At 68.6% G+C, this 15,870-nt stretch carries 11 protein-coding genes and 1 pseudogene; 6 read left to right on the top strand and 6 right to left on the bottom strand.

The window, feature by feature from the left end:
• The first annotated feature begins 467 nt into the window (after positions 1-467).
• Complete coding sequence (locus J5226_RS18590; RefSeq protein ID WP_215835989.1) at positions 468-3,227, top strand: TonB-dependent receptor; 2,760 nt, start codon at positions 468-470, stop codon at positions 3,225-3,227.
• Positions 3,228-3,465: 238 nt separating this feature from the next.
• Complete coding sequence (locus J5226_RS18585) at positions 3,466-5,001, top strand: PPC domain-containing protein (RefSeq protein WP_215835988.1); 1,536 nt, start codon at positions 3,466-3,468, stop codon at positions 4,999-5,001.
• Positions 5,002-5,078: 77 nt separating this feature from the next.
• On the opposite strand, the gene J5226_RS18580 is transcribed toward J5226_RS18585, so the two are convergent.
• On the bottom strand, positions 5,079-5,504 hold the full coding sequence (locus tag J5226_RS18580) for a hypothetical protein (protein ID WP_215835987.1): 426 nt from the start codon (positions 5,502-5,504) through the stop codon (positions 5,079-5,081).
• A gap of 260 nt (positions 5,505-5,764) precedes the next feature.
• Here J5226_RS18580 and J5226_RS18575 point away from each other — a divergent pair, with 260 nt between their 5' ends.
• On the top strand, positions 5,765-6,973 hold the full coding sequence (locus J5226_RS18575) for an ATP-binding protein (protein ID WP_215835986.1): 1,209 nt from the start codon (positions 5,765-5,767) through the stop codon (positions 6,971-6,973).
• A complete protein-coding gene (locus tag J5226_RS18570) occupies positions 6,970-7,512 on the top strand; it encodes a response regulator (RefSeq protein WP_255322850.1) in 543 nt (180 codons plus the stop codon). The genes J5226_RS18575 and J5226_RS18570 overlap by 4 nt, the downstream gene beginning before the upstream one ends.
• A 254-nt stretch (positions 7,513-7,766) precedes the next feature.
• Here the strand turns inward: J5226_RS18570 and J5226_RS18565 are convergent, their stop codons facing one another.
• The 5 genes and pseudogenes from J5226_RS18565 to lexA form a co-directional block, all read right to left on the bottom strand.
• Positions 7,767-8,030 carry a hypothetical protein gene (locus J5226_RS18565; RefSeq protein ID WP_215835985.1) on the bottom strand — a complete coding sequence of 88 codons (264 nt, stop codon included), beginning with the start codon at positions 8,028-8,030 and terminating at the stop codon, positions 7,767-7,769.
• 197 nt (positions 8,031-8,227) lie between these two features.
• On the bottom strand, positions 8,228-11,380 hold the full coding sequence (locus J5226_RS18560) for an error-prone DNA polymerase (RefSeq protein ID WP_255322849.1): 3,153 nt from the start codon (positions 11,378-11,380) through the stop codon (positions 8,228-8,230).
• The gene (locus tag J5226_RS18555) at positions 11,377-12,828 is read right to left on the bottom strand and encodes a DNA polymerase Y family protein (RefSeq protein WP_215835984.1); all 1,452 of its coding nucleotides are present in this window, start codon (positions 12,826-12,828) and stop codon (positions 11,377-11,379) included. Before J5226_RS18555 ends, J5226_RS18560 begins: the two co-directional genes overlap by 4 nt.
• Positions 12,829-13,191: 363 nt before the next feature.
• Positions 13,192-13,782 (bottom strand): annotated as a pseudogene (gene imuA, locus J5226_RS25490) (translesion DNA synthesis-associated protein ImuA); the annotation flags it as partial.
• 10 nt (positions 13,783-13,792) lie between these two features.
• Complete coding sequence (lexA, locus tag J5226_RS18545; RefSeq protein WP_215835983.1) at positions 13,793-14,461, bottom strand: transcriptional repressor LexA; 669 nt, start codon at positions 14,459-14,461, stop codon at positions 13,793-13,795.
• Between the two features lie 215 nt (positions 14,462-14,676).
• On the opposite strand from lexA, the gene J5226_RS18540 reads away from it, so the two are divergent.
• Together J5226_RS18540 and J5226_RS18535 are read left to right on the top strand one after the other, a co-directional pair.
• Entirely contained in the window at positions 14,677-15,360 is a 684-nt protein-coding gene (locus J5226_RS18540; RefSeq protein ID WP_215835982.1) for a MarR family transcriptional regulator, read from the top strand.
• Between the two features lie 59 nt (positions 15,361-15,419).
• Positions 15,420-15,866: a DUF393 domain-containing protein gene (locus J5226_RS18535; protein WP_215835981.1), complete on the top strand. Its 447-nt coding sequence runs from the start codon at positions 15,420-15,422 to the stop codon at positions 15,864-15,866.
• The last annotated feature ends 4 nt before the right edge of the window (positions 15,867-15,870 follow it).

Raw genomic sequence — 15,870 nt, 5'->3', positions numbered from 1 at the left:
CGGCGGGCGAACGGGTGCGCGAGCTTAAGGGGGCGGGCAAGCGGCAAAGCCGAGGGTCGGTCACAGAACGCCGTGAACGCGGATGCGCGGCGTCACTGTTCGCGCGCGACTCTCGCCGCCTCGCCGCGCGGACGCGCAATCGGTGGCGGCTCGCGCGTGACGCGGGCCACGCGCGCTGCGCTTAGCCGGTGTCGCGAAGCCAGTGCGCTTTGCCGCATTTGCCGGTTGGCGCCGATCTCGGCGCGGATCGCGCGCGTTCGCGATCCGTGCGGCGCGGCACAAGCGCGCCGCGGCGCGCGCGGCAGACTAATGCGCGATTGCGCAAATTCCCGCGCGACATAAGCAGATGCGGCGGCTTCATTTCTGCTCATGTTGCGGGGCAACAAAGATGCTTCATCGCCGCGGCGCGCATAAGGGGATTCCACCAAGCGCTGAGCCGGGCCTTCCATCCGCAGAGGATTTCCCCCATGCAAGCCGTCTTCCGGCCGCAGCGCCGGCCGCTGTCCGTGTTTCTCGCTCTGGCGTTGTCGGCGCTAGCCGCGCCCGCGTTGGCCGCCGAGGCCGCCGCCGATGCGCCGCAAGACCGGGCCGCGACCACGCTCGATCAGGTCGTGGTCACCGGCTCGCGCATTCCGCGCGCCAGCCTGGAAGGCCCGTCGCCGGTCACCGTCATCAGCGCCGAGGAAATCGACAAGCAAGGTTTCCGCAGCGCGTTCGACGCGCTCGCCGCGCTGAGCCAGAACACCGGCGTGGTGCAGGGCGAGGACTACGGCAACACCTTCACTCCGGCCGCCAACGTCATCAACCTGCGCGGCCTCGGCCCCAACCACACCTTGGTGCTGATCAACGGCCGCCGTCAGGCCGACTATCCGCTGGCCTACGAAGGCTCGGTCAACGTCGTCAACCTCGCCAACATCCCCAGCGCGCTGATCGAACGCATCGAAGTGCTCGGCGGCGGCGCCTCGGCGGTGTACGGCTCCGACGCGGTCGCCGGCGTGGTCAACTTCATCCTCAAGAAGAAGTTCGACGGCACCCAGGTCAACGTGCGCGTCGGCGGGACCGAGCAGGGCGGCGGCCAGAATCAGCGCTTGCAGGTGGTCAGCGGCTATTCCAACGATCGCTTCGACGCGGTCTACGGCGTCGAGCTCTCGCACCGTCAGGCGATCTGGGGCGATCAGCGCGACTTCATGGATTCGCTGCTCGACAACCCGACCGGCGAGCGGATCAATCCGACCCAGGTCGGTTATCGCCGCAACGCGCGCACCAACGGTTTCATCGATCCGGGCGCGGCCTGCGGCGGCTTGTCCGGGCTCTATCACGGCTCGACCACGCGCTCGAACAACCCGCGCCAAGGCTGGTACTGCGGCAGCAACGAGGCCGCGCCGGCGTTCTGGACCTTGCAGACGCAGAAGAAGAACGCCGACGCCTACGGCCTGCTGACCTGGCATCTCAACGAGCGCACCGAGCTGTTCGCCGACGTGCAGCTCGGCGTCGCCAGCATCGAGAACAATACCCGCGCGCCGAGTTGGACCTCGGACAACAACTACTTCCTCAATCAGGCCACCGGCCTCAACGAGATCTGGTACCGCCGCATCGCGCCGGAGGAAATCGGCTCGGCCCACGCCAACAACAACCGCTTCCTGGAGCGTTCCTGGGCGTTCTCGGTCGGCGCGCGCGGCGCGCTGGGCGACAGCGACTGGAACTACGAGCTGGCCTACAACCACGGCCGCAACGAGAACCGGACCAAGCGCCGCCAGTTCCTGGCCGGCGTCAACGAATTCTTCCTCGGCCCGCGCCTGGGCACGACCGCGGCCGGCATCGGCATCTACAACCCCGATCCGGCGCGTTTGTACACCGCGCTGACGCCGGCCGATTACCAGCGCCTCACCGGTTTCTACGAAGGCGTCAACGCCGCCTGGATCCAAAACCTGAGCTTCAGCGTCAACGGCCACCTGTTCGACCTGCCGGCCGGCACGGTCGGTTTCGCCGGCGTGATCGAAGCGGGCACCCAGGGCTACAGCAACCGTCCCGACCCGCGCCTGGGCGACGGCACGTTCTGGAACACCAGCGCCGGCTCGCGCTCCAGCGGCGACCGCGACCGCTACGCCATCGGCGCCGAGCTCAGCATTCCGATCTTCAGCACGCTGACCGCCTCGGCCGCCGCGCGCTACGACGAGTTCCGCTTCGCCGGGCGCAAGTCGGGCAAGGCGACCTGGAACGCGGGCCTGGAATACCGTCCGACCGACAGCCTGCTGGTGCGCGCCACCGCCGCCACCAGCTTCCGCGCGCCGGACATGAACTACATCTTCGCCGCCGAAACCCGCGGCTATAACCCGGGCATGACCGACTACTGGCGCTGCCGCACCGCCGGCCAGGCCTACGACGATTGCGATTTCTCCGGCCTCGCCATCGACTACACCAGCAACGGCAACACCGGTCTGAAGCCGGAGAACGGCAAGTCCTACGGCCTGGGCGTGGTGTGGTCGCCGTCGCAGAACTTCGACCTGTCGGTGGATTACTACTCGATCCGCCTGGAAGACGAAGTCACCAACCTCGACAGCGCCCGCATCCTGCGCGAGGAAGCCGACTGCCGCCTGGGCCGCACCCTCGGCGGCGAGCCGCGCGACATCAATTCGGCCAACTGCCAGGAAGTGCTGGGCCGGGTGATCCGCAACCCGTCCGACGCGCCGGTGCAGCCCGATCAGGTGCGCCGCGTGCTGGTCAACGCGATCAACGCCGCGTCCGAGCGCACCGACGGCGTCGACGTGAAGACCAACGTGCGTTGGAGCGCCGGCCGCTTCGGCGACTTCGCCGCGCGCCTGGCCTACACCCTGGTGATCAAGCACGACTACCAGCAGTTCGCCGACGACCCGCGCATCGACCTGCGCAACACGCTCGACCCGCTGCAAGCCGGCGACTGGCGCAGCAAGCTCAACACCGGCCTGAACTGGAGTATCGGCGCGTGGACCGCCGACCTCAGCGCCTACCGCTACGGCAGCCTGCCCAAGAGCGACGGCAGCGGCCGCTACGGCCCGTACACCAAGTACAACGGCAGCGTGTCGTACCGGTTCGGCGACCGCTCCAAGCTGTCGCTGATCGTCAACAACCTGCGCGATTCCAACCCGCCGCAGGACCGCAACAACGGCGGCTGGCCGTTCTATCCGGTCGGCAATTACGATCCGTATGGGCGTCAGTTCTGGCTGGAGTACGACGTCAAGTTCGATTGATGGCGGTTCGCCTGAAGCCGGTTCGATCAAACCGCATCGGCGCGGCCGGCGACCGGTCTAGCGGCAAAGGGCTGGCCTCGGCCCGCCTTTTGCATGTATTTCATGCGCAGGCAACCGTTCGCACGGCGATGCACGGTCGCAGGCTGCGAGACCCGGCCGGGCGATAATCGGTCCTGGCCCGACGGGCCGGCGCGCGCCGCCCAGCGGTGCGCGCTTTTTGTATTTCAAAGGAGCAGATATGCGAAGGGAAGTTCGTAACGCGCTGCGCTGGCTGGTCGGCTGGGCCGCGGCGCTGACCCTGGTCAGCGGTTCGGCGGGCGCAGCGGCGTTGAGCGCGCCGTACGTGCTGCAAGGCTTCGAATGGGGCGACGGCAGCCTTGAAGCCACCGCCGGCGGCGACGGCGGCATGCTGTTCGTCAGCAGCCGCAACGATCTGGAAAGCAGCACGGTCCGCCGCTACGGCAAGGACGGCCTGCTGGCGGGATCGCATTCGATGCCCGGCACGTGGAGCGATATCGCCGCCAACCGGCTGGGCAATTACGTGGTCGCCAACGTCACCGCCCAGGGCGTGTACGCCACAGTGTTCAACCGCGACGGCGCGGTCGTGGTGCCGCGCTTCCAGGCCAGCGTCCGCGGCCAGACCCTACAGGTGGCGATCAACGACGCGGGCCTGTTCGTGATCGTCTACAACGTGCTGAGCAGCACGCCGACCGAGCCGAGCATCTTCTCGACCTATGCCAGGGTGTTCAACAGCAACGGCACCGCGCGCACCGGCGAGTTGCTGATCGCCAGCGGCAACCCCCAGACCAACCTGCAGTCCTGGGGTCTGGCGATGGACGGCGCGGGCAATTTCATCGTCAACCAGATGAGCCGGCCGGGCACGAACCAGTCTCCAGTTCAGCACCGTCTGCTGCGTTACAGCCGCGACGGCGCGCTGTTGGGCGCGCTGAACGACGTGACCGACGTGGCCGGCAACGGCGAAAGCGCCAACGAAATCGTCCAACTGGCGTCGAACTCGGCCGGGAAGCACATTTTCGGCTGGGACGGATTCGTCATGACGCCGCGCTCGACCTCGGCGCGCTTCCAGCGCTTCGACGCCAGCGGCGCCAAGCTCGGCGACAACGTGCTGCTGGGCCGCGACCCGCCGGGCACCGCCGGCTCGGCGTTTTACAGCACGCGGGTTGCCATCGCCGGCGACGGCCGCACGCTCGCGGTTTGGGCGCAGCGCTCGTCGTTCACCGACGAGTACGCGCAGTGGAACGTGTATGCGCATGAGTACGCCGCCGACGGCAGCTCGCTCGGCGCGACGTTCCGGGTCGATGCCGCGCCGGCCGCGGCGGTGCTCTATCCGGGATCGCTGCATGTGGCGATGAATCCGGACGGCCACTACACCGTGTCCTGGGCCGAGAGCGAGGGCGGGCCGAGCCGCAAGCTGGCGCGGCGCTATCGCATGGAAGGCGGCGCGCCCGTGCAGCAGTTGAGCAAGGGCGTGGCGGTCGGCGGCCTCAGCGGCGCGATCAATACGTTCCGCTATTTCCGCTTCACCGTGCCGCCGAACACGCCCAACTTCATGTTGACTCTGGCCGGCGCGGGCGATGCCGACATGTTCGTCAAGTACGGCGAGCCGCCGACCCTGGCCAGCTACGACATAGCCACCGGCATCGCCGGCAGCAACGAGGGGGCATCGGTCAACAATCCGCCGCCCGGCGATTTCTACGTCGGCGTGTTCGGTTACTCGGCGTATTCGAACGTGAGCCTGCAAGCGGACTGGTAATCGCGGGCGCGACGCGGAAACGAAAAGCGGGCCTTACGGCCCGCTTTTTTTCGACGTCGTCTCCAAGCTCAGGCGACTCAAATCGGCCCGTTGATCTGCACGTTCGCCCCAAGCGTCGCCGACGCGCCGGTGGCCGTGTTGGTGTAAGTCACCGTCACCAGATCCGACACCGGCGCCGAGCCGCGATACGTGCGGGTGCAGCTTTGGGTCGTGCACGGCAGCACGCCGGCGAGTTCGCTGGTCCACACGTAGGTGTAGCTGCCGGCCGGCAAATTGCGCACGTCGAAGTCGGCGCGGTAGCTGCTCGCGCCGGGGTAGAACGAGGCGCAGCGGCCGAAGTTGGGGTCGCCCGGCAGATCGTTCGGGCTCACGAAGCACCACAGCCGCGGGCGGTTGCCGATCTGCGCCTGCGCGGTCGAGGGCGCGGCGGCCGAGCCGATCGCGGCCAGGGCCAGCGCGCCGCACAGCGCCGCGTTGGCCAGCGTCCATCCAATCGATTTCATGACGTCCTTTCCTTGTCTGTCGCCAGTGGGTTCCTGGCCGCCGCAGCTTAGGCCGTCGCGGCCGCGCGCGAAGCGCACTGTCGATAGCGACAGGCCGGCGCGCGCGTTCATGCCGCGGCGGCGCGCGCAATTGCGGCATCGGTCGGGTTCCGCGCCGCGCCGCAGCATGGCCGCGCGCGGCGGCGCACCGCGGCGGGTTGCCGCAGCCCGCCGCGCCGGGGCGGTGCGATAATCGCCTGTTCCGCCCCCGAGACCCGCCCGTGCTGCAACTGCTGATCTACCTGCGATACATGGCGGTGGCCGGCCAGATGCTGACCGTGGTGTTCGTCAGCCAGCGCCTGGGCCTGCCGATTCCTACCCGCGAACTGCTGTCGATCTCGGCCGGGCTGCTGCTGTTCAACGTGCTCAGCCACTGGTGGTGGCTGGCCCATCGCGACGCCGGCGCGCGCGCGGTGGCGCTGCAGGTGCTGGCGGATCTGCTGGCGCTGACCGCGCTGCTGTATTTCTCCGGCGGCCCGGCCAATCCGTTCGTGTCGCTGTATCTGGTGCCGGTGGCGCTGGCGGCGATCGGCCTGGACATCGCGCCGATGCTCGGCCTGACCGTGCTGACCGCGGCGCTCTACACCTGGCTGATGGGCCATCACGTCGATCTGCCGCATTTGCACGGCAGCGATTTCCAACTGCACGTCACCGGGATGTGGGTCAACTTCCTGCTCTCGGCCGGAATCATGGCCGTGGTGCTGAGCCGCTTCATGACCATCGTGCGCGAGCAGCGCCGGCGCCTGTCGGAGGCGCGCGAGCGCGCGATCCGCGACGAATCGCTGTCGGCGCTGGGCTCGCTCGCCGCCGGCACCGCGCACGAACTCAATACGCCGCTGGCGACGATGGGCTTGTTGGTGGACGACTGGCTCGGCGGCGATCACCCGCCGGCGCGCGAGGACATCGAACTGCTGCGCTCGCAGCTCGCGCACTGTCGCGACCACGTGCGCGCGCTGGCCGACATGGCCCGCCGCGGCGCGGCCGGCGAGAGTTCGGTGGAAGCCGCCGACGCCTTCGTCCACGCCTGCGTCGACCGCTGGCGGCTGTTGCGGCCCAACGCCACCGCGCGTTTCTTCGCCGGCGCGGCGCAGCGGCGGGTGCGGGTGGACGCCGGCCTGCAGCAAGCGCTGATCAACCTCATCAACAACGCCGCCGACGCCAACGCCGCGGCCGGCGTCGACGAGCCGGTGGAGGTGGAAACCGCGCTGCGCGAAGGCCGCCTCAACATCGCCATCCGCGACCGCGGCGCGGGCCCGGCGCGGATCGCCAAGCCGCGCCGCGACGGCGAGGGCACGGGGTTGGGCATCGGCCTGATGATTTCCAAATCGAGCATCGAACGCAGCCGCGGCACGGTGAAGCAGGGCGAGCGCGACGATGGCGGCTGCATCACCGAAGTCGAGCTGCCGCTGATCGCGGAGGGCGCGCCGTGAGCCTGCCCGCGCGGATCCTGCTGATCGACGACGATCTGGCGTTCTGCCAGGTGCTGGCGCGGATGCTCGCGCGCCGCGGCATCGAGGCGCAGGCGCGCCACGACGCGGCCAGCGCATTGGCGGCGGTGGAAGCGTTCGCGCCGGACGGCATCGTGCTCGACCTCAAGCTCGGCGCCGACAACGGCCTGCTGCTGATCGGCGAACTGCGCCGGCGCTGCCCGCAGGCGCGCATCGTCCTGGCCACGGGTTACGCCAGCATCGCCACCGCGGTCGACGCGATGCGCCGCGGCGCCTGGAATTACCTGCCCAAGCCGTTCGACATCGACGCGCTGGCGCAATCCTTCGAAGCGCCCGGCGAAGACGCCGCGCCGCCGCCGGACGCACCGGTGTCGCTGCGCCGGCAAGGTTGGGAGCACATGCAGCGCGTGCTGGCCGAATGCGGCGGCAACGTCTCCCAAGCCGCGCGCGTGCTCGGCGTGGACCGGCGCACGCTGCAGCGCAAGCTGGCCAAGCGGCCGGTCAAGGAGCGGCCGGAGTAGCTGTTTTCGGCGCGCGAGGCGATGGTTCGGCGCACGCGGCGCGTGATCCAGATGCTCGAACGCCGGATGCGCGAACTTCAGCGCCGGTTCGATCGCGCCTTGGGTTCGATCTGGACGCAGATCTCGATCCCGTGTCGGCGCGAGGCTTCATCGGGCCGGGCGTTGCGGGAGTCCGTCGAGACCATCGGATCGAAGCGCGAACGAAAAAGCCCCCGCGGCGCGGGGGCTTCGGGTGGGACATCGCTTGAATCCGTTTACGGAATGTCGCACTGCATGGTCGCGTCTACGTAAAACTGACCATTGCTCATCTGTTTGTCGAAGGTGACTTTGAACGAGCCTTCCACGACCTGGCCTTTGTGCGATTGGCAGGCGTCTTCCAGATTTTTCTTGGCCTTGGCTTCCGCGGCGGCCTTGGTCGCGCCGGTGCCGTTGTTGCTGAGGGTGCCGACTTCGGCGAGCGCGGGGGCGCTGGCGATGGCGAGAAACGCGGCAAGCGCGAGGCAGGGGAGCTTGTTCATGAACAGGTTCCTTGTGTTCGTTGCGTCCGGGCATCCTAGCCGCGCGGAAATTCGTGCGGGTTAAATCCAGGTTAGACGGACGCGTCCAATAGATCGAAGCGTGCGTCGCATGCGTCGAAGCGCGGCGCGCCGCCGCGATGGTTTCGCGGGCGCGGTTCGATGGGTATCGTCGGCGTCGCTGCGCGCCGCGCCGGTCTTCAATGGAAGTCGCGCGAATGCGTCGCCAGCGATCCCAGCAGCGGCGTGAGATCCTCCATGCGCGACACTACGATGTGCTGCACGCCGTCCACGCGTTCGAGCTTGCCGTCGATGGCCATCAGCCGCGCTTCCACCAGCACCCGCCGCTGGCGCTGGGCCAGATCGCGCCAGACCACGGCGTTGACCATGCCGTCCTCGTCTTCCAGGCTCAGGAAGGTCACGCCGCTGGAGGTTTCCGGGTGTTGGCGCACCGTCACCAAACCGGCGAAGCGCACGTGCCGGCCGTGATCGACCAGCTTGAGCTGCGACGAGCGCCGGCAGCGCCGCGCGTGCAAAGCGCTGCGCAGCAGCGCCAGCGGATGCGGGCCGAGAGTGGTGCCCAGCAGCGCGTAATCGGCGCGCACGTCCTCGCCGGCGCTGGGCAAGGGCAGCGCGACCTGCGCTTCCTCGCGGGCGACGCCGGCGAACAATGGCAACTGCGTGTCCACGCCCGCGACCGCCCAACGCGCGCGGTGGCGATGCCCGGCCAGCGCGCGCAACGCGCCGGCGTCGGCGAGCACCGCGCGCACGCGCGCATCCAGCCCGGCGCGTTCGCACAGATCGTCCACGTCGCGCCACGGCGCCTGCGCGCGCGCATCGCTGATCCGGTTGGCCGAGGCTTCGTCGAAGCCGTTGACCAGCCGCAGCCCCATCCGGATCGCGTGCGGATGCTTGCGCTCGCCGCGCCCGGGCAGGGCTTCGAGCGTGCAGTCCCAATCGCTGTAGCGCACGTCCACCGGCAGGATCGTCACGCCCTTGCGGCGCACGTCGTGCAAGATCTGGCCGTGGGTGTAGAAGCCCATCGGCATCGAGTTGATGATGCCGCAGGCGAAGGCGGCGGGGTGGTAATACTTCAGCCAGCAGCTTACGTAGGCGATGAGCGCGAAGCTGGCGGCGTGCGATTCGGGGAAGCCGTAGCTGCCGAAGCCTTTGATCTGCTCGAAAATCCGGTCGATGAATTCGATTTCGTAGCCGCGCCCGAGCATCCGTGTCGTCAGTTTCTCCCGATGCGGATCCAAGCCGCCATGGCGTTTCCACGCCGCCATCGATCTGCGCAGCGCATCGGCTTCGTCGGCGCTGAACTTCGCGGCGATCATGGCGATTTGCATGACCTGTTCTTGGAACAACGGAACGCCCAAGGTGCGCCCCAGAGCTTGCTCGAGTTCTTCCTTCGGGTATTCGATCTCGCTGGGTTGTTTTTTTCTGGCCAAAAGATAGGGATTGACCATGTTGCCCTGGATGGGCCCCGGGCGAACGATGGCGATCTGCACGACCAAGTCGTAGAACTTGACCGGCCGCAATCGCGGCAGCATGGACATCTGCGCGCGGGATTCGATCTGGAACGCGCCGACGGTGTCGGCTTCGCAGATCATCTCGTAGACCTTCTCGTCGTCGCCGCGTTCCAGGATTCCCGACATGGTCATCTCGCCATGCCCCTGGGACTTGAGCAGCTTGAAGATCTTGTGGACCGCGGTGAGCATGCCGAGGGCGAGGCAATCGACCTTCAATATCCCGAGTTCGTCCAGATCGTCCTTGTCCCACTGCACGATCGTGCGCTTGTCCATCGCCGCGTTCTCGACCGGAACCAATGTATGCAGCGCCTGTTCGGAGATGACGAAGCCGCCGGGGTGCTGGGACAGGTGCCTGGGGAAATAGTTTTCGACCAATAGGTTGCTGAGCTCGACCGCCTTCCTCAGTACCGGCGATTCCGGGTCGAAACCGCGTTCGATCAGCTCCTGGATCAGCAAGGTGCCGTCGCTCCAACGGTCCAGCGTCTTGGACAATTCGCTGATTTGGTCTTGCGGCATGCCCAGGGCGGCGGCCACGTCGCGCACGGCACTGCGGCCGCGATAGCTGATCGCCACCGCCGTCAACGCGGCGCGATCCCGGCCATAGTGGTCGAAGACGTACTGAAGCACTTCTTCGCGTCGCTCATGCTCGAAATCGACGTCGATGTCGGGCGGCTCTTTGCGTTCGCGCGACATGAACCGCTCGAACAGCAACGCCTGTTTGATCGGGTCGATCTCGGTGATGCCCAGTGCATAGCACACCACCGAATTGGCCGCCGAGCCTCTTCCTTGGCACAGGATGTTCTTGGATCGGGCGAAATTCACGATGTCGTGGACAGTGAGGAAGTAAGCCTCGTATCCGTGAAAAGCGATGATCGAAAGCTCGCTGTCGATCTGCTCGAGCGCGCGCTGGGAAACGCCTTGGCGCCATCGCTGCCCGGCACCTTTTTCGACCAGCTTGCGCAGCCAGGTGGTCGGGGTTTCGTCTTGCGGAACCAGTTCGCGGGGATACTTGTATTTCAGGTCCCGTTTGAGATCGAAATCGCACTGCGCGGCTATCTTCAAGGTTTCCGCCAACAGGTCCGGCGGATAGATCGCGGCCAATGCCTTGCGGATCCGCAGATGCCTTTCGCCGTTGGGGAATAATCGCTCTCCGGCTGCGCTTACGGTGGTCCTGTGCCGAACGGCGGTCAGCACGTCCTGCAACCGGCGTCGCCCGCGCTCGTGCATATGCACATCGCCCGCGGCGACGCAGGGAAGACGATGGCGCTTGGCCAAGGCCTGCAGGTCGGCCAGCCGTTTGTCGTCGTTTGGGCCGCGATGCAGTTCCACGGCCACCCACAGCCGCTCGCCGAATTTGCGTTCGAGCCATGCGGCATGCAGGTCGTCGCGCTCGTCGCATCGGGGCAGCCACAGTGCGAGCAGGCCATCGCAGCGGCCGTCGAAGTCCTCGTGCAGAGAGAGGTATTCGCCTTTCTGCGCGCGCATTCTCGCTTCGGTGATGAGGCCGCACAGCGATGCATATCCCGTCGGATCTTTCACCAACAGCACCAATTTCGGGCCGTCCGATACCTGGATTTCGCTGCCTACGATCAATCGCATTCCGGTTTCGCGCGCGGCTTGCAGCGCGCGGACGATGCCCGCGAGCGTGCATTCGTCGGTGACCGCAAGAGCGTTGTAACCGAGCGACTTGGCGCGCTTGAACAGTTCCATGGCGGTAGACGCGCCGCGCTGAAAACTGAAAGCCGACAAACAATGCAGCTCGGCGTAATCGGGCAGCGCGCCGTCGGATCGCGGGTCGCGAGCGGGCAGGGGAACGATCACGCGAACCACCCGTGCACGATCAATGGGCCGTCGCCGCCGGCGTCGCGGTAGGCCCAGGCGCGTTGGCCGCGCGCGGTTTCGATCAGGTAGTAGTCGCGGCGCACTTCGTCCTGGTCCCACCAACCCGATTCGATCCGCTCGGGCCCGGCGAGGATGCGCGCGACCGGATCGCGCAGCGGTTCGGGTTCGCTCAACAACCAACCCGGACGGGTGGCTGGGGCCGCGGGCGCGGGGTCTTTGTCGGCGCGCGTTCTAGGCGCGTCGCCCAACACGGTTTTCCAGGCGCGCTCGGGCCGGTGATCGGGATGCGCGGCGAGCCCGTGCACGCGTTCGTCGCCCAGGCGCGCGCGCAAGCGTTCGCGCAACTGCGCCCACGGCAGCGCTTGTTGCGGGCGCGGGTCGAACAGGTCGCGCGCGGCCGGCACGAACGGCGGCAGTTCTTCGGCGAGCAGGCGCAGCGCCACCACCGGCGCCGGCAATTGCGCGTGTTGCAGGCGGCCGCGCGCGAGCTCGAACAGCATCGCCGCTTCGCGCTCGGGCGCGAGCAGGCCGACCGCGATCTCGCTCGGCGGGCGTTGTTCGCGATGGCTGTGGCGTTCGTGTTCGAGCAACAGCTTGAAGCGGGCCACGCCGCCGTCGCGGCCGGACAGATAGGCGGCCAGATCGGCGGTGAGGCGGCGCAGCGGGAACAGCAGCGCCTGGCTGGATTCGGCTTCGTGGCCGAGCTCGATGCGCGCGTCGAACGCATCGGGCGGTTGGTAGAACGTCAGCGGCGGCTCGGCCGCGCCACGCAGCGCGTCCAGGCGCAGCAGCAGGTCGGGGCCGAAGCGGCGCGCGAGCGGCGCGCGCGGCAGCGCGAACACCGCGCCGAGCTTGCGCAGGCCCATGCGTTGCAGCGCCTGCACTGCGGCCGCGTCCAGGCCGCTGCGCTCGATCGGCAGTTTCGCCAGCGCCGGCAGCAGGATGTCGTCGTCGAAGAACAAACCGTCGTCGACGTTGGTCAACGCGCGCGCGGCGAACGGATTGGGCGCGGCGGCCATGCGGTGGCGAAAGCCGAGTTCGCGCAGTTCCGCGTCCAGGCGCTGGCGCAATTGCGGCCACGCGCCGAACAGGCGGCGGCTGCCGGCGATTTCCAGCACGATGGCGTGGGCGAAGTCGGTGCTGACCTGCGAGCTGTAGCGATACGCCCAGGCGGCGAGCAGCTGGCGCGCGCGTTCGGCGGCGTGCGGGTCGTAATCGGCGGTTTGGAAGCCGTCGACGATGGCCTGCGCGGCGACCAGCGACAGCCCGGGCCGCAATCCGAGCGCGCGCGCGGCGGCGTTGACCGAATGCAGGCGGCGGCGCGCGTGCGGGCCTTCGACCAGGACCAGCGGGCGGTCGGGATCGGGGTGTTGGCGAAGGACGACGTCCATCGCCAGTTGCGGCAGCAGCAGGCAGGCCCAGCGCATGGCGGCGGATCAGGGATGCGGCGGCGGAAACGACAGCGCCGGAACTGGAATCGGAACCGGAATCGGAGTCGGCATCTGAGACGGAGCCGTGGCCATCGGCGGCACGGCGTCGGACGCGGGAGCGCCTTCGGGCCCGGGGTTTTCGGCTTCGATGCTGCGAACGGATCGCGATGCTTCGGGCCGGAAGGCTCTTCCACGCATAGGAATCACGGCGGCGCCGTTGGCCTCGGGCGCGGGCGGCGATGCGAGGTCTGGACGAAGCGGCGTCGCGGTGTCGATGCGCGGCGGCGTCTCGCGGTCGCGGGTGGCCGCGCCGTCGCGCGCTTGTGCCGCCGCGAACGCGATCGCCCGCGTCGGCGCATTGCCGCCGCGGCACTTGAGCACGCGCAGCTGCCGCGGCGCCGCGTCGACGGCGATGCGCAACGCGGCCGGCGAAGGGTTGAGCGCGGCGCGTTGATCGCGCAAGGCGAAGCCCAGGCATTGGCCGGTTTCGGCCGCGACCTGCAAGCGCCGCAGCGCGCGGTCGTCGGCGCGTTGCGGCCAGCACAGCACCGCCGCGCAGGCGCCCGAGCGCAGGCATTGTTCGGCCGCCCACAGCGCGTCGCGGCCGCTCGCGCGCACCACCTGCAGGCGCGACAGCGCGACGCCGGCGTCGCGCCACGCCGGCGCGTACGGCAGCAGCGGCGGATCGACCAGCACGATCATGCCGGCCTCGTGCCCGGACGCTTCGCGCGAAAGCCGCGCCAGCGCCGGCCACATCAGTTCGAGCTCGCCGACGCCGGCGTGCGGCAGCAACAGTTCGGTCAACGCCGCCTCGGGCCAGCCGCCGGTCGGCAGCGCCGCGTCGAGCGCAGCGTGGCCGGTGGGCTGCGCGGACGGCGCGATCTGCGCGTTCTGGCCGCGCCACAGCCGGCGCGAGCCGAGCAATCCTTCCAGCGAGACGGGCGCGCTCATCGGCCGGCGCTCAGGCGCTGCGCACCAGGCCGCAGTACAGGCCTTCGATGGCGAAGTCGACATCGGCGGGCACGCGGATCGGCGCGTAGTCGGGATTGCGCGGCAGCAAGGCGATGCCGTCGGCGTCGATGCGCAGGCGCTTGATGGTGATTTCGTCGCCCAGGCGCGCGACCACCACTTGCCCGCTGCGCGCCTCGCGGGTGCGGTGCACCGCGACCAGATCGCCGTCGAAGATGCCGTCCTCGCGCATCGAATCGCCCTTGACCCGCAGCAGGTAGTCCGGCCGCGGCGAGAACAGCGCGCGGTCGATCACGACATGCGCTTCGGCGTCGGGATCGGCGCCGATCGGCGCGCCGGCGGCGACCCGGCCGAGGACCGGCAGCGCGTCGTCGTTGGCGGCGGGCGTCGCGGAGGAGGGCGCGTCCCACCCGTCGCGTTCCGCGCGCCACGCCTGCGCCTCGCGCACGCCGGCCGGGCGCAGGCGGATGCCGCGGGCGCGGCCCGGCAGCAGCTCGATCAGCCCGTCCTCGTGCAGCGCCTGCAGGTGATAGCCGGCGGAGCGGTTCTGGCGGAAGCCGAAGCGCGCGCAGATTTCCTGCTGCGACGGCGGCAGGCCGTCCGCGGCGAGGCGTTCGTGCAGGAAGGCGAGCAGGGCGCGGCGGAGGTCGGTGAGGCTCATGTACTAATTTTAGTAACAACCCGGGCACACGGATAGGGCGAGCGACGCGTGGCCGACGGATGGAAGGTGGCGGATTGGCGCAGATTGAGCGCCGCCAGTCGCAGCGATTGCGACGGATAGCCCTGGCAGGAAACCGACCAACGGCGGCTGCGACCTATTGACGCCCTACGGTTTCTTCATTAATTTCTGTCTAAACAGAAATTAGAGAACGCCCCATGTCCCTCAGCCCTCTGCAAGAACGCTTCATCCTCCACTGGGGCGAGATGGGCAGCCGCTGGGGCGTCAACCGCACCGTCGCCCAGATCCACGCGCTGCTGTTCCTGTCCGAGCGCGCGATCACCGCCGACGAGATCTGCGAAACGCTCAATCTGGCCCGCTCCAACGTCAGCACCAGCCTGCGCGAGCTGCAGTCCTGGAATCTGGCCCGGGTCACCCATGTGCTCGGCGACCGCCGCGACCATTTCGAGACCTACAAGGACGTGTGGGACATCTTCCGCGCCGTGGTCCAGGAGCGGCGCCGGCGCGAGATCGAGCCGACCCTGAGCATGCTGCGCACCGCCGTGCTCGACGGCGACAACGCCGCCGTGGCGCCCGATCAGACCGACCCGCGCGACCGCCTGACCCTGGCGCGCATGCGCGAGGTGCTGGAGTTCATGGAGACCGGCACCAGCTGGATCGACGAAATGAACCGGCTCGACCCCAAGACCCTGATCAATCTGCTGAAGATGGGCGCGCGCATCCAGCAATTCGTGCGCGGACCGGTCAAGCCGCTGCCGGAACCGCAGGCGCAGGCCGCGGGCGTGCTGTTCGGCGACGAGGACGACGTGGACGAGGGCGCCGCCGGCGCGGACGCAGCCGGCGCCGCCGCCGCCGCGCGGCCCGACGATCGCCCGTCCTGAGCGCGCTCTTTTTTATCCATCAATTTCTGTAATTACCGAAATAACTGTAGGAGTCGATCATGAAGAACGATCCCGCCCCACGCCCGGCCGCCGAGCAAGTCGTCGCCCTGTACGACCGCGCCTGCCCGCTGTGCCGCACCGAGATGCACCGGCTCAAGGCCGGCGACCGCCACGACCGTTTGCGTCTGGTCGATATCGCCGCGCCGGATTTCGACGCCGCGCAGTGGGGCTTCGAGCTCGAAGCGCTGCGCAACGCATTGCACGTGCGCGGCGCCGACGGTCAGTGGCGGATCGGCGTGCCCGGCATCGCCGAGGCCTACCGCGCGGTCGGTCTGGGTTGGCTGACCTGGCCGTTGCGCGTGCCCGGCGCCGGCCGCGCCGCCGCGCGCGCCTACCGCTGGATCGCGCCGAACCGCCACCGCGTCTCGCGCTGGCTCGGTTACCGCGAAGCCGGCGAAGAACCGGCGCCGCGTTGCGACGACGGCCATTGCCCCACCCACTACTGAGGAT

The sequence above is a fragment of the Lysobacter sp. K5869 genome, from assembly GCF_018847975.1.
In the GTDB taxonomy this organism is placed as follows: domain Bacteria; phylum Pseudomonadota; class Gammaproteobacteria; order Xanthomonadales; family Xanthomonadaceae; genus Lysobacter.
Note: the sequence above shows the minus strand (reverse complement) of the source record. Positions and strands in the feature narration are given on the sequence as shown.

Excerpts from the sequence above, each read along its gene's own strand:
- J5226_RS18590 (WP_215835989.1), top strand. The coding sequence starts at position 468 with ATGCAAGCCGTCTTCCGGCCGCAGCGCCGGCCGCTGTCCGTGTTTCTC.
- J5226_RS18585 (WP_215835988.1), top strand. The coding sequence starts at position 3,466 with ATGCGAAGGGAAGTTCGTAACGCGCTGCGCTGGCTGGTCGGCTGGGCC.
- J5226_RS18580 (WP_215835987.1), bottom strand. The coding sequence starts at position 5,504 with ATGAAATCGATTGGATGGACGCTGGCCAACGCGGCGCTGTGCGGCGCG.
- J5226_RS18565 (WP_215835985.1), bottom strand. The coding sequence starts at position 8,030 with ATGAACAAGCTCCCCTGCCTCGCGCTTGCCGCGTTTCTCGCCATCGCC.
- J5226_RS18555 (WP_215835984.1), bottom strand. The coding sequence starts at position 12,828 with ATGCGCTGGGCCTGCCTGCTGCTGCCGCAACTGGCGATGGACGTCGTC.
- lexA (WP_215835983.1), bottom strand. The coding sequence starts at position 14,461 with ATGAGCCTCACCGACCTCCGCCGCGCCCTGCTCGCCTTCCTGCACGAA.
- J5226_RS18540 (WP_215835982.1), top strand. The coding sequence starts at position 14,677 with ATGTCCCTCAGCCCTCTGCAAGAACGCTTCATCCTCCACTGGGGCGAG.
- J5226_RS18535 (WP_215835981.1), top strand. The coding sequence starts at position 15,420 with ATGAAGAACGATCCCGCCCCACGCCCGGCCGCCGAGCAAGTCGTCGCC.